At 57.1% G+C, this 18,958-nt stretch carries 20 protein-coding genes; 13 read left to right on the top strand and 7 right to left on the bottom strand.

Going from position 1 to position 18,958, the window contains the following annotated elements; all coding sequences use genetic code 11:
- The first annotated feature begins 5 nt into the window (after positions 1-5).
- The 4 genes from NA78x_RS13225 to NA78x_RS13210 are packed head-to-tail and all read left to right on the top strand — an operon-like array spanning position 6 to position 2,639.
- Positions 6-1,067, top strand: coding sequence for a protein-glutamate methylesterase/protein-glutamine glutaminase (locus NA78x_RS13225; protein WP_425618926.1), 1,062 nt, complete (start codon positions 6-8; stop codon positions 1,065-1,067).
- Complete coding sequence (locus tag NA78x_RS13220; RefSeq protein ID WP_425618925.1) at positions 1,060-1,920, top strand: CheR family methyltransferase; 861 nt, start codon at positions 1,060-1,062, stop codon at positions 1,918-1,920. The genes NA78x_RS13225 and NA78x_RS13220 overlap by 8 nt, the downstream gene beginning before the upstream one ends.
- Positions 1,917-2,393 (top strand): chemotaxis protein CheX, encoded by a 477-nt coding sequence (locus NA78x_RS13215; protein WP_425618924.1) that lies wholly within the window; start codon positions 1,917-1,919, stop codon positions 2,391-2,393. The genes NA78x_RS13220 and NA78x_RS13215 overlap by 4 nt, the downstream gene beginning before the upstream one ends.
- A 60-nt stretch (positions 2,394-2,453) precedes the next feature.
- Positions 2,454-2,639, top strand: a complete 186-nt coding sequence (locus tag NA78x_RS13210; protein WP_425618923.1) for an aminotransferase class V-fold PLP-dependent enzyme — start codon at positions 2,454-2,456, stop codon at positions 2,637-2,639.
- Positions 2,640-2,787: 148 nt separating this feature from the next.
- Here the strand turns inward: NA78x_RS13210 and NA78x_RS13205 are convergent, their stop codons facing one another.
- The gene (locus NA78x_RS13205; protein WP_425618922.1) at positions 2,788-4,716 is read right to left on the bottom strand and encodes a hypothetical protein; all 1,929 of its coding nucleotides are present in this window, start codon (positions 4,714-4,716) and stop codon (positions 2,788-2,790) included.
- A gap of 427 nt (positions 4,717-5,143) precedes the next feature.
- Here NA78x_RS13205 and NA78x_RS13200 point away from each other — a divergent pair, with 427 nt between their 5' ends.
- From NA78x_RS13200 to NA78x_RS13185, 4 genes are all read left to right on the top strand, one after another.
- Positions 5,144-5,866, top strand: coding sequence for a YebC/PmpR family DNA-binding transcriptional regulator (locus tag NA78x_RS13200; protein ID WP_425618921.1), 723 nt, complete (start codon positions 5,144-5,146; stop codon positions 5,864-5,866).
- Positions 5,867-6,053: 187 nt separating this feature from the next.
- Positions 6,054-6,641: a HEAT repeat domain-containing protein gene (locus tag NA78x_RS13195; RefSeq protein WP_425618920.1), complete on the top strand. Its 588-nt coding sequence runs from the start codon at positions 6,054-6,056 to the stop codon at positions 6,639-6,641.
- A 92-nt stretch (positions 6,642-6,733) separates the two neighbouring features.
- Entirely contained in the window at positions 6,734-6,964 is a 231-nt protein-coding gene (locus NA78x_RS13190; protein ID WP_425618919.1) for a hypothetical protein, read from the top strand.
- Positions 6,961-7,311: a type II toxin-antitoxin system PemK/MazF family toxin gene (locus NA78x_RS13185; RefSeq protein WP_425618918.1), complete on the top strand. Its 351-nt coding sequence runs from the start codon at positions 6,961-6,963 to the stop codon at positions 7,309-7,311. Before NA78x_RS13190 ends, NA78x_RS13185 begins: the two co-directional genes overlap by 4 nt.
- Before the next feature lie 22 nt (positions 7,312-7,333).
- Here the strand turns inward: NA78x_RS13185 and NA78x_RS13180 are convergent, their stop codons facing one another.
- The gene (locus NA78x_RS13180; protein ID WP_425618917.1) at positions 7,334-8,152 is read right to left on the bottom strand and encodes a glycerophosphodiester phosphodiesterase; all 819 of its coding nucleotides are present in this window, start codon (positions 8,150-8,152) and stop codon (positions 7,334-7,336) included.
- A gap of 79 nt (positions 8,153-8,231) precedes the next feature.
- Positions 8,232-8,999 carry a phytanoyl-CoA dioxygenase family protein gene (locus tag NA78x_RS13175; RefSeq protein WP_425618916.1) on the bottom strand — a complete coding sequence of 256 codons (768 nt, stop codon included), beginning with the start codon at positions 8,997-8,999 and terminating at the stop codon, positions 8,232-8,234.
- 280 nt (positions 9,000-9,279) lie between these two features.
- Between NA78x_RS13175 and NA78x_RS13170 the strand changes: the two genes are divergently transcribed.
- Positions 9,280-9,951, top strand: a complete 672-nt coding sequence (locus tag NA78x_RS13170) for a GNAT family N-acetyltransferase (protein ID WP_425618915.1) — start codon at positions 9,280-9,282, stop codon at positions 9,949-9,951.
- A 384-nt stretch (positions 9,952-10,335) separates the two neighbouring features.
- Here the strand turns inward: NA78x_RS13170 and NA78x_RS13165 are convergent, their stop codons facing one another.
- Both NA78x_RS13165 and NA78x_RS13160 read right to left on the bottom strand, forming a co-directional pair.
- A complete protein-coding gene (locus tag NA78x_RS13165) occupies positions 10,336-11,100 on the bottom strand; it encodes a hypothetical protein (RefSeq protein WP_425618914.1) in 765 nt (254 codons plus the stop codon).
- A 36-nt stretch (positions 11,101-11,136) separates the two neighbouring features.
- Positions 11,137-12,435, bottom strand: a complete 1,299-nt coding sequence (locus NA78x_RS13160; protein WP_425618913.1) for a sulfatase family protein — start codon at positions 12,433-12,435, stop codon at positions 11,137-11,139.
- Between the two features lie 344 nt (positions 12,436-12,779).
- Between NA78x_RS13160 and NA78x_RS13155 the strand changes: the two genes are divergently transcribed.
- Complete coding sequence (locus NA78x_RS13155) at positions 12,780-14,141, top strand: PDZ domain-containing protein (RefSeq protein ID WP_425618912.1); 1,362 nt, start codon at positions 12,780-12,782, stop codon at positions 14,139-14,141.
- Positions 14,142-14,321: 180 nt separating this feature from the next.
- Here the strand turns inward: NA78x_RS13155 and NA78x_RS13150 are convergent, their stop codons facing one another.
- Both NA78x_RS13150 and eno read right to left on the bottom strand, forming a co-directional pair.
- Complete coding sequence (locus NA78x_RS13150; protein ID WP_425618911.1) at positions 14,322-15,068, bottom strand: gamma-glutamyl-gamma-aminobutyrate hydrolase family protein; 747 nt, start codon at positions 15,066-15,068, stop codon at positions 14,322-14,324.
- Positions 15,069-15,629: 561 nt separating this feature from the next.
- On the bottom strand, positions 15,630-16,883 hold the full coding sequence (eno, locus tag NA78x_RS13145; protein WP_425618910.1) for a phosphopyruvate hydratase: 1,254 nt from the start codon (positions 16,881-16,883) through the stop codon (positions 15,630-15,632).
- A gap of 751 nt (positions 16,884-17,634) precedes the next feature.
- On the opposite strand from eno, the gene NA78x_RS13140 reads away from it, so the two are divergent.
- From NA78x_RS13140 to NA78x_RS13130, 3 genes are all read left to right on the top strand, one after another.
- Positions 17,635-17,979 (top strand): ArsR/SmtB family transcription factor, encoded by a 345-nt coding sequence (locus NA78x_RS13140; RefSeq protein WP_425618909.1) that lies wholly within the window; start codon positions 17,635-17,637, stop codon positions 17,977-17,979.
- Positions 17,980-18,063: 84 nt separating this feature from the next.
- Positions 18,064-18,516 (top strand): arsenate reductase ArsC, encoded by a 453-nt coding sequence (locus NA78x_RS13135; protein ID WP_425618908.1) that lies wholly within the window; start codon positions 18,064-18,066, stop codon positions 18,514-18,516.
- The gene (locus NA78x_RS13130) at positions 18,513-18,956 is read left to right on the top strand and encodes a DUF6428 family protein (protein ID WP_425618907.1); all 444 of its coding nucleotides are present in this window, start codon (positions 18,513-18,515) and stop codon (positions 18,954-18,956) included. The genes NA78x_RS13135 and NA78x_RS13130 overlap by 4 nt, the downstream gene beginning before the upstream one ends.
- The last annotated feature ends 2 nt before the right edge of the window (positions 18,957-18,958 follow it).

Below are 18,958 nucleotides of genomic sequence, written 5' to 3'. Positions count from 1 at the left end.
GAATCATGGAAAAGATTCGAGTCCTGGTCGTGGACGACTCCTTCGTTGTGCGGCGAATCGTCACAGAGGAGTTGACTGCCCAGGTAGATATCGAGGTCGCTGGCACAGCCGCTACCGGCCGGATTGCGCTCGACCAAATGACGACGCTGAAGCCCGATCTCGTCATCTTGGACATCGAAATGCCCGAGATGGACGGACTCACCGCTTTGACGCACCTTCATCGCAGTCATCCACAAACGCCTGTGATCATGTTCAGCTCGCAGACGGAACTGGGGGCCGCGGCAACGCTGGAAGCTCTATCCCGTGGGGCTTCCGATTTCTTTGCCAAACCCGGTGGAGCAGGGGGCCTGGAAGCATCACGGCAAGTGATCCGCAGCGAGCTCATTCCCGCCATTCGCGCGCTTTGCAAGCGGGTGCCAAAACCGACTGTCGTCACAGGCAAGACAGCGACGCCCTCCATTCCCAGCGCCCGGCCCGCGCCGGCACGTATTGACCTGCTCGCAATCGGCGCTTCGACCGGCGGTCCGAATGCGCTGGCAGAGTTGTTTAGCGGATTGCCAGCGGACTTTCCTGTGCCCATTTTGGTCGTGCAGCACATGCCGCCGATGTTCACGCAGATGTTAGCCGAACGGCTGACCAGAAATTCCCGCATCCCGACTGTCGAAGCCACTTCCGGAATGGAACTTGAACCCGGCAAGGCCTGGATCGCGCCCGGTGATTACCACTTAATCACAACGCGCGAGGGTGTTCGCGTCCGCACGAAGATACAACAAGAACCGCCCGAGAATGCATGCCGACCAGCGGTTGATCCCTTGCTTCGATCGGTAGCGACTGTCTATGGTCAGCACTCTCTCGCCGTCATTCTGACGGGCATGGGGCAGGATGGTCTGCGCGGCTGCGAAGCCGTGCGCACTGCGGGTGGACAAATACTTGCCCAGGATGAAGCCAGCAGCGTTGTTTGGGGAATGCCCGGCTTCGTCGCTCGTGCGGGTCTCGCGGACAAGGTACTCCCCCTTTCCCTGCTGGCGGGCGAAATCGTACGCCGAGTGAGAGCCAACCGTGGCTGAGACCTCCCTCACGCCAGCGAACTACGAATTTGTCGCTAGACTGCTGCGCGAACAGTGCGGGCTGATTCTTGAATCGGGCAAGGAGTATCTGGTCAAGTCACGCCTCTGGCCGCTGGCCCAAAGACACGACATTGCGGGCGTCGATCAGTTGATTGAACGACTGCGAAGTAGCGGGGCGAATGGCCTGTTGACGGAGGTGGTCGAAGCGATGGTCACGACCGAGACCAGTTTCTTCCGCGATATTCACCCCTTCGAGACGCTGCGAAAGATCTTGCTGCCTGAGCTGATCGAGCGCCGGCGCTCCCAGCGGCAATTGAACATTTGGTGCGCGGCCAGTGCGAGTGGCCAAGAACCTTATTCGATCGCGATTCTGCTCCACGAATACTTTCCCGAATTAGCTGCTTGGAACATCAACTTTTCAGCCACCGACATCTCCCACGAGATGCTCACACGCTCGCGCGCGGGGCGGTACTCGCAGGTCGAAGTTAATCGTGGCCTGCCGACACCTCTCTTGCTGAAGTGGTTCCGACAAGAAGGTGGCGCCTGGCAACTCGACGATCGCGTGCGTCATGCTGTCCGCTTTTCTCACCTGAATCTCGCTCAATCGTGGCCCGCCATGACCACGTGGGATCTCGTGTTCCTCCGCAATGTGATGATCTACTTCGAGAACGACCTGAAGAGCGTGATTCTCAATCGTGTTGCTCGCTTGATGCGCCCCGATGGGTATCTCGTTTTGGGCGGAGCGGAAACAACGCTCAATCTCAGTGATTCATTTTCGCGTGTGGAAGCGCTCAAGTCGGGCTTTTATCAGTTGAAGTCATCGTTCTCCTTCCAACACTCAACGATGCCATGAGCGAACTTACGAACCAATCGAATCTGCCGGCTGAAGTCGTGGAAGCGTTCTCCGCGGCCGCAGTGACAGCATTGCGAGAAATGACTCAGCTCGATGCCCTATTAGCTCCTCAAGATACGACATCCGAACTGAAAGGCGAACTTGTCGAGGCTGTGATGCAGTTGCTTCGACCGGTCTCGGGGACATTCGCCTTGGTAATGGCAGTGGATACGGCAGAACGATTAACTGAGCGCTACCTTCCTGTGGGCACGGAATTGACGAAGGAAATTGTCAACGATGTGGTCGGTGAGTTCGCCAACGTGATTGCCGGACAAGCAAAAACGATGCTCAAAGGAACTCCCTATCACTTCCTGTTGTCGCTTCCCGTCGTGTCTCGCGGCGCGATCGCCGCGAAACGGGCTGGCTTTGCCGCGAATTTCCAAACTGATTCAGGGCAGGTTCACCTGTTTGTCGCCCTCTCCCCTGCCGAGTGACAGTTTTCGCAGATAGGTTCAGATCGCTGCCACATCAACAGAGCTGGGGTAGCCGACAAGGTGGCAGCCGAGATGTCTCGCGCTCTGTCGGAACCATACAGCAATCCTTTCAGCTCGAATCGGGCCGGCGTTCCGGCACGCGATGCCGTCGAGAGGGCGAGATCTCAAGTTGCAGGCCTACTGTCGTGCGATGCGACCGAAGTCGTATTTACGTCTGGCGGAACGCAAGGTGGAGCTGCTGCATAGGAACGGCAAGACCGATCGCTGGATCCTGGTACGGCTCAACAAGCCCGAATAGTGGTCCTACATCTGGATGGTGAAAGACAAAAAAAGCCCGCAGCTTCGGTGCTGCGGGCCTTTGTTTTCAACCAGTATTGTTCCAAAACGTCTGAGCTTATTTCTCAGCAGCTTCGCGGCTCAGCAGCGAGCCGACGATCCACCAGCCTTGTTCTTCGGATTGAACATACAGGCCGGTTGGGCCGAGGTACTTGGTGATCTTCGCGTAGTCGGGCAATTTGCTGCCGTCGATTTCGTTCTCACGCTTGCCATCGTCTGGGTTGTTATCCAGCATGGCGTTGAGCAAGCGGGCAAACATCGATTCGGTTTGCGGCAGCTTGTTCTGCTTCATCATCTCGTAGGTCGCGCGGTACGACTCTTCCGTCTTCGCGAAGTAGCGGAAGCTGTCGTCCCCTTGGCCCAGGCGAGTGAGGGCTTCATCGACTCGTTTGTAATCCGTAATGGTGGTTAGTTCAGGCGCCTTGGCCTTCGCCTTCTTGATCAAGTCTTGGATGTAGTCGGAATGGGTCGAGATGACGAGGTGGTCTTCGTAAACCGTCACCGCCATGTTCGGCAGCTTTCGTTCTTCTTCCTCCTCATCCTTTTCGGCAGCGACGAATTCAGTTCCTTCGATCGAGATCATCGGACCGACGGAAGCAGCAGTTTGTTCGTTCTGAATTTCCCAGATGCCTTGACCTTCGAACTCGATGCGACGGGCAGTCGGGTCACCCTTGAAGAATTTGTCGATCGTGGCTTTAACAATCGCTTCCTTCCCCTTTTGCAACTCGATAGCGACGAGCATCCGCTCGCTCTTTTCATCGACTGGCTGCTGCACGTCGGAAACGATCGAGACCCGTTCACTCAAGTGGTCGACCAAGCCTTTGTAGATGTCGATCTTGGGACCGTGCGGGTCATCCTTCATGCTGGCCCACAGGTCGTCGAACACGCCGGGTTCACCAGCGACAGCGTCGATCAGCGTGCGTGAGTACTTGAAGGCGTCTATAAGCTTCCAGTTGAGCGTCAGGTAAGTGCCAACATCTGCCTTCACCCAAGCCTGCGGTTGCAGCGTCTTGGTGTTGGGGAAGCTGAGCATCCGGGCGGCCAGTTTGTATTTGCTCGGTTCGCCCGGAACCGGTGGTGCGTACACAAACGTGCGGTGCAACACTTCGTCGTTCGGGGTATCGAAAAAGACGTAACCACCCACGCCTTGCATGGCGCTGAAGCCTTGCGCCTGCAGAATCTTCAGCAGGTCGGGGCCTTTCTTCGCTTCGCGGCGATTCGCGGCTCGCGACGCTTCCATGAAGCCGAAGGGCTCGACGAACCAGCGGACGTGATACTTCAGCTCGTCCTTCTTGGCGACTTCCGCGTTCCGGTTCATCGAGAACTTGAACGCCTCGATCGAAGCCAGGCTGTCAGTGTTAGCTTCTTTGCCAATGCGGCCAGCCATGGCGGTGGCGACGGGATACCAATCGGTGGCAACCAGCCAATTGTCTTTGATGAAGTAATAGTCCTTCTCGACGCGAGGCGAACCGGGACGAGCCTTCTGCGTGTACTCGAAACCGTTCAAGCCATCGGCGATCTTCACCTGGCGAGCAGTGGCCCCTTCTTTCTTCTGCTGGGCGTCGATCTTGCCGAGCAGGGTATCTGCCTCTTTGCGCTTGCCGGTGATGTCAATCACAACAGCGAGGGCGAACGAGTTCTTGTCCTTGGGATCAGGCTGGATGCGAGCCAACGCGACTTCGCCGCCGTAGACCCCTTCCATGTCGTCCCAAGTAATGCCCATGGCATTGCCCGCTTCGACCATCTTGCGATTGATTTGCTTCTTCAGGTCTTCGATAAATGGCTGCATCAACGGATCTTGCGTCAGTTCACCCAACTGAGTCGCTTGGAACTTTTTGCGGGTTTCGTCCACGTCGAGCGTGGCGATGAACAGCTTGGTGGTGGCTGGCAGAATGGTTTCTGCCGGCTGCGCAGCTGGCGCTACGCGGACCAAGGATCCCAGAAACAAGACAGCTAACAATCCGTGCAGCAAGGCGGTACGCGCCACAAGAAAACTCCTTCGCAAGAGGCCCTCAAGGGGGGAGAGGGAACCAGCGGGCTGCGTTCGTTAAAGGACGAAGCCGCAACCTGGCAGGCATGTTCTGTATCGGCGGAACATGCCTACAAAACGACGACAACCGCTGCCCGTCGTTTATTGCGAAGCAACGGTATAGCTTCGCACCGGCATCATAGCGAAAATCTGCCATCTGGCAAAGCTGGATAAACTCTACGGCCGTGCTTGCAGGACATTTAGGTTGCATGGGCGGAAACCCTATTTCGCCACAAACCTTCACTACGGCGTACTCACCCAGAATTGGGGGCGGAGCGATCTACTTGCCCTGGGCTTGTTGCGGTAAGCTGGAAAAGATTCTGGTGACCGGCTACAGTCCCGGCGGCGGATCAACTTCGGCGGCAAAGCGACAAGAGAAAGTGCAATGGGAAGAAACTTCGAAAATCGCAAGGCTTCGATCTTCAAGACAGCAGGTCAGAAATCGAAGCTCTATTCCAAGTATGGCAAGCAGTTGTATGTCGTCGCCAAGAATGGCGTCCCCGACCCCGATGCCAATCCCGCGCTACGAGCGTTCATCGAGAAAGCCAAAAAGGATCAGATTCCCGCTCACGTCATCGACAAGGCCATCGAAAAAGCCAAAGGCGTCGGCGGCGAAGACTTTGTCGCTGCCCGCTACGAGGGGTTCGGACCCGGCAACTCGATGGTGATTGTCGATTGCTTGACGGACAACAACATGCGGACCATCACCGAGGTCCGCAACTGCTTTACCAAGACCGGTTCCAAGCTCGGTGCCGCTGGTTCCGTCACCATGTGGTTCGACCACTTGGCCATTCTCTCCTTCAAAGGGAACAACGAAGAGTCGGTGCTGGAGGCCATGATCGCCGCCGACGTCAATGTCGACGAAGTAGAAAGCAACAATGGCACGCTGACGATCTTCGCCCCCGCAACCGAATTCTACAAAGCCAAAACCGCGCTGTTGCACGCCTTTCCCGATACCAAGCTGGAAGCCCAGGAAATTACCTTTCTGCCCCAAGCCAGCAAGACCCTCAGCGACGAAGACTTTCCCATGTTCGAGAAGTTCCTCAACATGCTCAACGACTGCGACGACGTGCAGGACGTTTATCACAACGTCGACTTGCCGGCGTAGCAGAGTCGGAAGTCGGGAGTTCGGAAGTCAGAGATCGGAAGTCAGAGGTCAGCCTCTTTCGTCTTAACTCCCTCGCCTCGGTACTCCAGGGAGAGGCTCCGATGAGGGGCCGAACCGCAAACTGCCGTTGCGGTTGCTCATGGCCTATATGTTCGGCGTAGCATACTCGCGACTCACGGGTATCGTCATGAAATCCGAGGAAGAACTAAAGTCGATCAATCGAGATCTCAATTCTGTACGAATGATGCATCATCCGAATTTGCCTTTGCCTGACGAGGCGACCTTGCGCCTATTGACTGCAATTCGCCGGATCGATGGCTTTAGTCGTGAGTTGGGACAGTGGGAGCAAAACGTCTGCACTGGCGGCATCATCGTCCTAGGCTATCGGCTGCACCCTCCACAAACTGGTGCGATGAGTGAAGCGCAACATCAAGCTCTCACTGCCTTGCTGGAATATACGACCAGCCCCAACCCTTGGATTGCAGGAAGTGCTGCTCATTCCCTCGGAATGCTCAAGCGGCGTGAAGGGATTCCCGCGTTGCAGCGGATCATCCAAGACGAAGGTTTCGTCGACGATCCCACTCATCCAATTACGGTTCGCGGAGTCGCCTTCCGCGCACTGATGCGAATCGATCGCGAAGCAGCCCGCGAACTTATTGGAACGCGAGCCTGCCGAGAGTATCTCGTCGGCGTCGACAATTGGCTACGCGACGCTCGCCCCGGACAAAGCCCCGACGAACTGCTCGAAGAATCGGCTTGGCTTCGTGAATCGTAACATTCACTTTGGTCAGCCCCTACCAATAATTCTCCACGCTCAGCTTGAAAGGTCATCCGAACCGACCGATAATCAACTCCAAGGAATCATCGATGCCAGAGTCTGCAGTTCCTAACCTCGACCCAACAGCCGGAGACGGGGCTCGATTTTCATTGAATGGCGTCGAATACGTAATCGTGCGTTCCGATCTGTACGATAAGTTTCGAGCCTTCTTGGCAGCTGACCATCAAGAATTGCGGGATCAGCTCGCGCTGTCATCCGCTGACAATGGCTGGGACGAACCGGGCATGGATGCATACGACTCTTACCCGGCGAATCCATGAAGCGCGGCGACGTTGTACTGGTGCAAGTGCCGTTCGTTGGCACTGTCGGAACGAAACTACGACCTGCGCTCATCGTGCAGGCCGATTCGCTGAGTGGAATGCTGCGGGAAACAATCATTGTCGCCATCACATCGAACTTGGCAAACGTCTATCAGCCCCATCAGTTACTAATCGAAATTGCCACGGCCGACGGTGCGGCATCCGGGCTGCTCACGAACTCTGCAGTCCGCTGCGAGCGACTACACACCATACCGCAGGTTGATGTGAAACGGACAATCGGACAACTTTCGTCCAGCCTCATGGCGAAGGTCGACGAATGCTTGAAATCAGCATTGGCGATTAGGTGAAACATGTCGGCGGACCGGAGTTCTACGGAATCGGCAGCGATTCTTTAACTTGCTGGATCTTGGTCGGGATGTCGGTGCACGAGACATCGACCCCGAGGCCAATTGCCAGGTAGTAGTCTTGGACGGTGTGGCCGGGCCAGCAGTTGATTTTGTAGCCAAGTTTTTGAGCTTCGCGAACCATCGCGCGGGTGGTGCCGTTCAGCTGACAGGCAATGTGCTGGGCCTTGAGCCCTTTGGCTCGTTCGATAAATTCAACGGAGAGCGGTTTGCCCGCGATGATGGCGATGGGAGTAACTTCGTCGAGCGCGCGAATGGCTTTGAGCGGACGCTCGTCGAACGACGTAAACAAGTAGTACGACCCGTGCGGCTGCTTGGCTTTGGCCTGCTTGTAGAGCTTGGCGCAGTACTCGGCGATTCGCTCATCGGGATAGAGCGTCTTGTTGCTGGTTTTCATTTCCCATTCGATGTACACGCCGGGCTTATCGGCAAAATAATCGAGCAGTTCGTCGAGGAACAAAAACTTCTGCCCATGTTTGGTCGTGAGCTTTCGCAGTTCGTCGGCTGTCTTGTCTTCGATTGCGCCAGTGCCGTTGTGCGTGCGATCGAGGCTGTCGTCGTGCAAAATCACGAGCACACCGTCGCGCGTCATGCGAACGTCGGTCTCGAAGCCGCGAATGCCGCGCTCGTAGCAGGCTTTAAAGCCTTCCATCGTGTTTTCTTCGTATTCGTGTGCTCCGCCACGATGCGCGAGAATCAGCGGACTCTTTTCCGCTGCCGTTAGCTTCAGGCACGAAAACGCAGAGCAAAACAGAAGTCCGAAAACCGCAAACCGGCGAAGCATCACAGCAGATCCTGGGGAACGAAGTGGAAGAACAGAAGGCAAGGGAGGGCTCGGCACAACAGCAGGTCTGCAGCCACGATTAGGACCAATCGCGGATGGCTGACGTGCTGACTTTGTTAAGGGGCGAGTATCGCGGGTGGCGCGAGTCTTTGTAAGGATCGTTGCGCTGCGCGTTGTAGCAGCAGATGAGGGACCAGCGCGGATCGTCCGACGTGTTGGCGTCGCTGCGGTGCAGCAGGTTGCTATCGAAGAAGATGGCATCGCCGGGAGCACACTCGCAGTAGACGAGTTCGAGGCGCTCAAGCGCGGCGTTAACGCGTTCGAGATCGGCGCCGGTTTGATCGCCGGTCTTGCCGTGATCGATGCGGCCGAGCAAATGAGAGCCGCGCAGCACCTGCAGACAGCCATTGGCTCGTGTGTGTTGATTGACGGCAATCAGGCAGCTGGCGAGCAGCGGGTAGAGACAGCCGTTGTTGTACCAATAGCCGTAATCTTGATGCCATTCCCACGCGCCGCCCACATGCGGCTCTTTGAGCATCATTTTCATGTGATACAGATAGACTTCGCCCCCAAGGCATTGCTCCATGCGGTCGACAATTTGCGGACAGCGGGCAAACATGCCGTACAGGTCTTCGCCCGCCTCGTTCCACAGGGCCAGCTTGGTTTCCATGCCGGTCGAATCTTTGCGACCATACAGCGAAGCTACAAAATTGGGGTCGATCTTCGCGTATTCCAGCAGGCGGTTGATCTCGTCGCCAGCGAACAATTGCCGCGCGATGTAAAAGCCATCGCGCTGATAATCGGCCAGCTGCGTGGTATCGAAAACGGTCGAGAGGGTAGTGCTCATGGGCTGATTTTAGCCGACGATCGTCGGCCCGAGAACTGAAGTGGCGAAAAGTTGAAGTCCGCCGCCCGGGCTATGCGTATCCACGCCTTCAGGGTTTGATAGTGTTGCGTTCGCGGCGGCAAGCCGCCCGCAAAATCCGCAGGAAAGACAAGAGCGGCAGGAACCGACCGGGAATGTGCCAACTCCGCACGGAAATCGACCGGCCTCGCTAGAATCTGGGTCGTATGTTTCACGCAGTGATTGGAACGAATCTAGCCCTGTTATGCGCTGTGTGAAATCTATGCTCCCTGCCAACTATCGTCTGTCTCTCGTGGAGCGTGAGCATTACGAAGCGATCATCGAGATTTGCCAGTTGGTTTATCCCACCGAGAAGCCATACAGCCTCGATGAACTTGACGACCATCGCCGGGTCTTTCCACAGGGACAGTTCGTGGCCATCGACAGCACTAGTAACGAAGTCGCTGGCGTCCACTTTACCCTCCGGCTGCGTATGGCCGACTTTCACCTCGATGACTCGTGGGACGTGCTCACTGCCGGTGGTTCGTTTTTAGATCACGTGCCCGATGGACCAACGCTCTACGGCGCCGACATCATGGTTCACCCTCGGCATCAGCATCACGGCCTCGGTCACGCGCTGACCGATCAAGCCCGTCGGCTGGTTCAGGAAGAATCGCTCTGGCGAATGGTCGGAGCCAGCCGTTTGCCCGGCTATGGCAAGCACAAGTCGGCGATGGACATCGAGCAGTATGTAGACGCCGTCATCGGCGGCCACCTGTTCGACCCCGTCCTCAGCGTGCACATGAAAGATGGCTGGTCGGTGGTGCGACCGATTCATGGCTACTTGCAGCACGACGAAGATAGCGCCGGCTGGGCCGAAGTCATTCAATGGGTGAACCCTGCTTGCCCTCCGCCCCCTGAATTTGATCTGCTCAATCTGTCTCTCACCGCCTGATCGGTGGTCCAATCGAGCGGCAAGCAACTTGGCGCATCGCCTTTTTGTCCAACAACCCCAGAGGTTTGTGGCCGTCGCCAGCATTCGCAAGGAAGACGGAAGTGACAGTCTGCAAGGCCTTTGCGTTCTCTTTGGCAACGTTTACAACGCTGCCTTTTGTCCAAAAACCAGGCAGTTGTTGGACACGCCCGATAAAAGCATCCAGCCGGGCAATCGCTTTGCTTCCAAATTCGCAACGGCGCGCACGCTGAGAACAAAGCCCTCCCCGGGTGCCATCATTCGATCGACCACATTACCGAAGAACACTCCGACATTAGGACAATGTGTCGATTCATTGTCAAGTACATAGATCGCAAGTTATTTCGACTTGTTCGCGGCATTCAGTCACAGAGACCTTGTCGTTCCGCTCATCACCGCGCGGGCCAGTGTGGAGGCGGCTGTCTCGCTCATGCCGGAATGGACATAGAACGAGCGCTCGATGCCGGCGGATCGAAACCACCGTTTCTCATAAACTTGCCCCAGCGTCGGTAAGCGATAAAACGGACCGCTGTCGGCCACCCGCTCGCCGTCTCTTGGTCCCCCCAAGCATAAGATCGGGCTAGTGGCCAAAACCAATTCACGCTCGATGCCAAATGCCAGGCTGGATGCGTCTTGCTTCGCCTCAAACAGGGTCTTCCGAAACGCAATCGACAGCGCATACAAGGCGCGATCATGTTCCGCAGTGCTCGTCTCGTCGGTTCCTCGCAAACTATCGCTGGTGGTCGCGAAGTGATAGGCGACAACGTGCCCAGCAACTTCATTGGCGAGTCGGACGACCACCACCGAGTCTCCTTCGCGGCGAATCGTGAGAGAAGTGGCACCGGCCGATATCATGTAATCCGCAATCGGTACCAGTCTTAGTTCGTGGGCAATCTGGCGGAATAAACTGGCTGAGGCCACGTTCACATGCTCGGCAAGTTCCTCCCCGACCTCGTCCGACTCACGGAGCGAAGCCAGCGAGAACTCGAGGCTCTCGGGCCCAAGCTCACGCTCGACTTCGTCATTGATATCGAGCGAAAGTTTGAAGGTGCGCAGCTCACTATCGAGGCTGAAGTGAATCGCTTTGGCTTCGCCAGCTTCGAGCAGTAAGAACAGCTGATTCAAGTTCATGAAGTGCACTCAGGGAGCTATCCCATGCGGGACCAATTACGGATTCCACCAGGCATCGAGAGCCTTACGAAGCTCTGTCACTTTCGCGGCTTCTTTGCTCGCCAAATCGGACTTTTCCGTGGGATCGCGCGTGATGTTATACAGTTCGGTTGTCTTACCGTCGGCCGAAACGATCAGCTTGTAGTTGTCGCTACTGGGATTGGTTTCGAGCGCCCAGCGATACATCAGGCCAGCAGCCGGCTTGTCGATATCCGGCACATCGTGTTCGAAGATTTCGCCGAACAGGTACGGCCGCTCCTGCACCTTGGTGAGGTTACTAGGTAGCAGGCTGAGACCCGGCAGCTCTGTTGGCGATTTGACTTCGCAAGCCGCGAGAATGGTAGGAACCAGATCGATACTGCTGACGGGAACCTCGAAGGGCTGCGGTTTGATCTTGCCGGGCCAGCGCACCATGATCGGCGTGCGAATGCCCGCTTCGTTGGGCGAGCGTTTGCTGCGCGATGCGTACTTGGGCGACTCAGGATCTTGCAGCCAGCCATTGTCGGCCAGGTAAACGACAATGGTGTTGTCGGCGAGCTTTCGCTTTTCGAGCATCGAGAGTAATTCGCCGACGCTCTCATCCCACCATTCGCACATGGCCCAGTACCTGGCAATGTGCAGCGAAGGAGTCTTGTCGCGGTACTTGGCGAGCAAGCGCGCTGGTGGATTGTGGGGCGAGTGAGGCAGCAGTGGGGCATACCACAGAAAGAATGGCTTCTCCCCGTTGCCATCGAGAAAGTCGGCGATTGGCTTCAAACCTTCGCGGCCGATCTTCAAACCGAGATCGCCATGGCGACCACCCTTGGCCGGATCGCCATGCGTCATACCGGCGGTGAAGCCGCCCTCGGCATGGTTCCCTTCCCACCATTTGCCGCACTGAAAGCTGGTGTAGCCCGCTTCGCCAAGCAACTTGGGCAGCGTGTTTGCGCGGCGCACGTGCTTGAGCATCTCGCGGCGGTCGGTTCCTTTCGGCGGATCGTTTCCCGTGATGCCATGCTCGTGAGCGTATTGCCCGGTGATGAGCGTCATCAAGCTGGGGCGGCAAAGACTACTCGGCACATACCCGCGGTTGCAGCACAGGCTCTCTTTCGCCAGTTGATCGATCTTCGGTGTGCTGATGTGCTTGTGGCCGGCAAAGCTGTAATCGGTCCAGGCTTGATCGTCTGAAAGGATGATTACCACGTTGGGCTTACTTGCCGTCTCAGCCCCCTGACCAAGCTCGGCCGAAGCAATGAGTGAAGCCACCACGCTGAAGATCAGCAACACAGGTGTCCAGCGAGCACTTGAGTGAACCATCGTTTTCTTCGTCCTGGGAGAGGGGTGGGCGAGGCTTGGGGCGGCGATCGTTCTCGCGCAAGGTCAACCAATATAGCAGCGACGTGCGCCTGCCCGCAGCGCGTTCAACGTGGCTGGCAGGCGTACAAAAGCAACTTGCCCTAACGGTAAGGACAAGCTGATTCGTTGCCAAGCATTCGCAGGCACGAATTCGCCAAGTTCACGAAAATGCCGGGATTTTCTGCAGACAACGGCCTTGCCTGCAGCCTGGGAAATGCTTCGGGCACGCGGTGTGCAATTCGGCACCCAATCGCCGGGCTGCAGAATGTCTGTGGCCACTTCGAACATTCATGGAGCAACTCGTCATGTCAATCTCATTGAGCAACTGGCTCAAGACACTGTCTGCTGCGGTGCCAGCAGCTCTCTTGAGCGCAGCACTCGCTGCTTCCCCCGCTTACGCCCAAAACACCGCACCACCACCGGCTGTTCCTGCCCCTGCAAAGGACGTCAGGGACGCCGCTAAGGATACAGTGAAGGAAACCCGCGAGGCTGCTCGCGACAACGCCAAGGAAGTCCGCGACCAAGCCAACGACAAGGTGCGAGACACTCGCGAAGCCGTCCGCGATACCCGCGACGCTGCTCGCGACGCCCAAAGCACCGTCAAAGATCCACGCGACCCCAAAGACCCGGCCCGCGATCTTTCGCGCGACGCTCGCGATCCACGCAACACGCGTGAAGCCATCCGCGAAACGACCGACACGGTTCGCGACGCTGCCCGTGACATCCGCGACACCGCTCGCGATACGGCCCGTAGTGCCCGTGACGTTCGAGCCAGCTTCCGTGCCGAAGGTACCCGTGCTGCTGACTTCGGCCTGTGGTTCAGCCGCGGTTCGTCGAACGGCCTCGTGATTTCCGACGTCTCGACTCGTGGAGCCATCGCTAAATTCGGCTTCCGCGAAGGTGATCGCATCGTCTCGGTCAACGGCCGTCGCGTCGCCACGGAAGCGGACTTTGTCACCTATCTCTTCGCCGAAGACGTTCGCGATCAAGATGTAAAGGTTATCGTCGTCCGCGACGGTCGCGAAGAAGTGATTGTCATTCAACCTGTCGTCTTCATTGACGAAGTGGCCTACGTCGATAATGATCCGCTCGAGAACTTCGGCATCGTCCTCGATGACCGCCACACCGACCGCGTGGTTGTCTGGCGCGTGCTTCCTCGCTCGCCCGCTTATTACTCGGGCATCCGAGCTGGTGACGTGATTGTGTCGCTCGGCGACCAACGTGTGACTGGCGTCCAAGGCCTCGTGCAACGCTTGAGTGGCATCGACGCTGGTAATGTCCAAGTGCAAGTCAGCCGCGGAGAGGCGACCCGCACTTACGAAGTTGACGTGCCTCGCTTCGCAGCTCGCACCGAACGACGCGCCGCGCTGCGTCCCAACTTTGACGCGGAAGAACGTCGTGACGACCGGCTTGATCGCCGGGAAGACCGAGTGGATGATCGCCGTGACAATCGCACGGACCGGATCGAAGACCGCCGCGAGACTCGCCCCGCACCAGTTCCAACTCCACGAGTTGAAGGTGCCGTCCCAGTTCCAGCACCGGTGCCTGCTCCAGCTGTGAATCCGCCAGGCGTGAGCCCAGCGACTCCTGTTCCCGCACCCGCTGCACCGGCTCCTGCGCCAGGCAACCCACCTGCTCGTCCAGGTCTGTTTCCCCGCGTTCGCTAGTTCGTAGGGCGATAGCAATTGCCTCCAGCGGCTCGCTGACTGAGGCGCGCCACTTCCAACCATCCGCGGCGATTCATTCGTCGCGGATGTGGCATTTCTTGGCGGAAAAATCTGCCTTCCGTGGCAGGCTTACAATCCGTTGCTTCGCGTTTAAGACAACCGACCAAGAGTGCCGCCGAACTAGGCAACCATCTTCAGTTCACCGCTGCGAGCAACCACGCCCGCGATGAATTCTTCGAAGATGCGCACATCGAGGGCCGAGGCCGATTCGGCTTCGGGATGGAACTGGGTGCCGAGAGCGAACCAGTCTTCGATGTTGCTCTCGATAGCTTCGATCACGCCGTCGGGGCAGCGAGCAGTGACGCTAAAGCCCTTGGCCACTTCGTCGATGCACATATGGTGCGTGCTGTTGACGCGGATTTCGCCATCGCCATAGACGCGTTCCATCAACGTGCCGAACACGATGTTCAAGCCGTGGCGATGTTCTGGGTCTTGTGGGTCGCGGTGTGGCAGGGCGTCCGGCAGTTCTTCTGGAATGTGCAGGTAGAGGTTTCCACCTTGAGAAATGTTGAGCAGCTGCATGCCCGAGCCAATGCCGAACACAGGCAAGCGGCGATCGGCAATCAGCTTCATCAACGTGCGATCGAAATCTTCGCGGCGGCCATCCATCAGCTTAACGCTGCTGTGAATTTGGAAGCCGTCACGACGCGGGTCGAGATCTCCACCACCGACCATCACAAAACCATCCAGGTGCTCGAGAGCAGCAGCGATGTCGTCTTCGTCTTCCAGAGGCGGCAGGATGACAGGAATACCACCGGCGGCTTGAATGGCGTTGTAGTAACCGGCTGGAATGTAGCTCAGCGCGGGACCAGCCTTTTGTGCAGGCCGGTAATCAGCATTCAAACCAATGAGGGGCTTCTTCGACATGACGATTTCCTTTCGATAGATAACACCCGGCAAGCCGGGAGGGCACCAGTTCCGCAACCATGCGGATCAGTCACCACGTGGGTCGAACGAAAGAGAATGGGCGCACCGTGACGTACGATGACTTGTTGTCCTGAGTAAACCCGACGCGAATGGAGAGAAGCGCGTCGTGTCGATCCCTGACGTTCGCCTGTAGATAGGCGAGCCAATTATTCTTTCACACCGTTCGTCCCGAAGCGGCGTCTGCGATCTCCTTATCCTGTGGCTCTCAGCCAATCCTTAGGCTGACTATCAATCACAACCCTGTGACCGATGGGTCAAAGTGTAAAGGTCAATCCACTCGTAACAATGCATTTCGCCGATCTTGCGAGCCAGCAACACAGCTATCACAACCAATGGTGCTAGCAATTGCGTGCTATCGCTCGCTGCAGTGGTGTTTTGTTCACTGTTTTCGGGCGATTTTGAGCCCTTTTTGCCAAAACTTCTGCGGCGATTCATAAGTTCCTCAAATGCTCACTGAAAATCGTATTAAAACTGCCGCTACAGCGAGCTGCGCAAATCGGTTCACTTCAGCATCTCGGCGATTCGTAACAGGCGATTGTATTTCGCCAGCCGTTCGCTCCGGGCAATCGAGCCCACCTTGATGCGATCCGCAGCGACTGCCACGGCCAGGTCGCTCATGAAAGTGTCCTCCGATTCTCCGCTGCGGGCACTAACGATGATGGCGAACCCAGCGCGCTTGGCGAGACGGACTGCAGCCAATGTTTCGCTCAGCGTGCCAATCTGGTTCATCTTGATCAGCACGGCATTGCCGGCGCGTTGAGCAATGCCTTGCTCAATTCGCTCGCAATTTGTCGCGAACAAATCATCGCCAACGATGTGAGCACGCTTTCCCAGCCGCGCGGTGAGTTCCTGCCAGCCAGTCCAGTCTTCTTCCGCCAGGCCATCCTCAATGCTGGTAATCGGAAAATCGTTGACCCATTGTTCGAGGCGATCGACCAGTTCGCTGCTGCTCAGTTTCTTCCCTTGCTCCGCGGCCAAATGATAAAAGCCATCGCGATAGAAATGCGTGGCCGCCACATCGATGGCAATCGTCACTTGCTCACCTGGCTGCAACTTGGCCGCTTCGATCGCGCGCACCACGAACTCGACCGCTTCACGATTTCCCTTCAGCCGCGGACCATACCCACCTTCATCGCCCACCAGGTAACCTTCGTAACCAGCCTCGCCAAGCAACTTCCCAAGGCGACGATACACCCGCACAATCCATTCGAGCCCCGTGGCATAGTCGGGCGCACCAATCGGTTGAATCAGAATGTCTTGAAAATCAAGATTACCTCCCGCATGCTTGCCGCCGGAGATCATGTTCGTCATGGGCACCGGAATCTGGGGGCGTTGTTCCGCGAACCGTCGACTCAAATGAGCGAACAGTGGCTGGCCCTGGGCTGCTGCCGCCGCTTGCGCCACTGCCAGCGAAACAGCCAGGATGGCGTTCGCACCGAGGTTCGATTTGTTGGGCGTGCCGTCGAGTTGGCTCATCGTGCAGTCGATCTTCTCCTGACAATCGACTTCCTCGCCAATCAATACCGGCGCAATAATTTCGTTCACATTCCGCACTGCGCGCAGTACCCCTTGCCCATCGTAGCGCTCCGGATCGCCATCACGCAGTTCGCAGGCTTCTGCCGAACCAGTACTCGCGCCGGAAGGAGCGATGGCTGTTCCCATCACGCCATTGGCTAGGCGCACTTCCGCTTCCACGGTCGGCTTACCGCGACTATCCAGCACTTCGCGCGCAAACACTCGCTCGATGATCGTCATGGTTCCTGCTTCTAATTTTCGGAGTTTGATTGGGAACGCAACTCAGTCGGCACTCAGCTTATCGTGTTGTCGCCGCTCGAATCGCATCGTCGATAACCTTTGGGGGCGAATCCTTGCGAATGATTTATGGCAAACACTCGCCCCCTGCGCCGAGTCTCGACAGCCGACTTCGCTCCTCGCTCGACAACCAAAGGGTGATAACTTTTTCGCGCAATATTTCGATGCTCGCCAACCGCAACTAACGCCCACGCTGGCCGACACTTCGGTCCGATAACTGGTGGTAATATGCCGGTCCGCGCGATAACCGTTTGATAACCAATTTGCACCCCTCTTCGGCGGAGGCCTTGCCGCGCGTCGACACCGGAACCCCAGTTTGGTCTAGGGCGACTACCGCTCCCTAGTTCGCAAGTATCTGTGAACGTCTCGATAGCCATTGACATACTACATCTCCACAACGCACTATCTAGCTGAACGACACATGCCAATCAATTAATGATTTACTCTGCAGTTAATGATACGCATCTCTATGACTAGTCTGGTCACGACTGGGCGCACCTAATCTGCTGTTCACGCTCGCCCCGCGAGCGAATCAGCTTCCGGCAAACGCACGGACCTGAAATCTGCTCGACGGGTGATTCTTTGTCAAACGGCGATTTCCAGATCACAGCTTCCCGATCACTGCCCGCCGTATTTCCGCAGGGCTGTCTTGACCGGCAAACACGGCCCGCCTAATATTCGCTTAGGCGAATATATGAAAACAGCAACCATCAAACCCGAGTTCGTTTTTCGGGCCTTGGCCGACCGGACGAGGCTGCGAATCTTGCACTTGCTGGTAACCGGTGAGTTGTGCGTTTGCGACATCGTGTCGGTGCTCGATTGCCCGCAACCGACCGCCTCTCGCCATCTGGCCTATCTTCGCAAGGTGGGTCTGGTGACGGTGCGCAAGGAAGGGGTTTGGAGCTACTACCAGCTAAGCCCGCTGGTCACCGAGTTCGATCAAGCGCTTCGCAACTGCATCCAAAGTTGTGGCCAGCTGTCGCGGTTTGCCAAGGACGCCGAGCAAGTCCAGGTCGTTCGGGACCGCTGCTGCGAGTAATCATCGCGGGCTGTTTTGTCAGACAGGCATTCGCTTAAGCGAATATTGTATGAAGACACTTGAACAACAAACTTTGAGGAGTCCATGAGTCAAAAACCCAATATTCTGGTCCTCTGCACCGGCAATTCGTGCCGCAGCCAGATTGCCGAGGGCTATTTGCGCCATTATGCGGGCGACCGGTTCGAAGTGCATAGCGCCGGGACGGATCCCAAGGGGGAAGTCCACCCCGTGGCGGTCAGGGTCATGGCCGAAGACGGGCTCGATATCTCCCAGCAATCTCCCAAGCACTTGAAGCAGTTTTTAGGGCAGATCCCAGTTCGCTATCTCGCCATTGTGTGCGACGGGGCGAATGAAGAATGCCCGCGCATCTGGCCCGGCATGCACGAACGGCTGTTTTGGCCCTTCGCGGATCCCGCCGCGTTTGTCGGCTCAGGAAGCGACACGCTGAATGAGTTTCGGCGCGTTCGCGATGAGATCAAGCAGCACATTCTCCAGTGGCTCGAAACAGAACATGCAACCGAAGGAACACCGTCATGAACATTCAACAGCTACAAACTTTGCTCGCCCAAAACAACGAATCGTCACTACGACTGCAACTCCCGTCGGGCGAGTTCATCCCCGCCCACTTTCACGTCACCGAGGTGGGGCGTGTCGACAAGGTCTTTATCGACTGCGGTGGAACACAGCGTCATGTCGCATCGTGCCTGCTGCAAACTTGGACTGCCAACGATGTCGATCATCGCTTGGAATCCGGCAAACTAGCCAAGATTCTCAAGCTGGCCCAGCCCATCTTGGGGACCGAGGAACTTCCTGTCGAAGTCGAGTACGGCGCAGAGATCGCCGTTCAATATGCTCTGGCCGACGTGCAAGTCGACTCGAGTGCCTTGACCTTTGTGCTGTCCGGAAAACAAACCGATTGCCTCGCCAAGGACCAATGTGGCGTCGGCGAGTGCTGCGCGCCTGGCTGTTGCGAATAGAG

Origin of the sequence: Anatilimnocola aquadivae, assembly GCF_049819085.1 — a bacterium.
In the GTDB taxonomy this organism is placed as follows: Bacteria; Planctomycetota; Planctomycetia; order Pirellulales; family Pirellulaceae; genus Anatilimnocola.
This window is presented reverse-complemented; position numbering and strand designations above follow the sequence as displayed.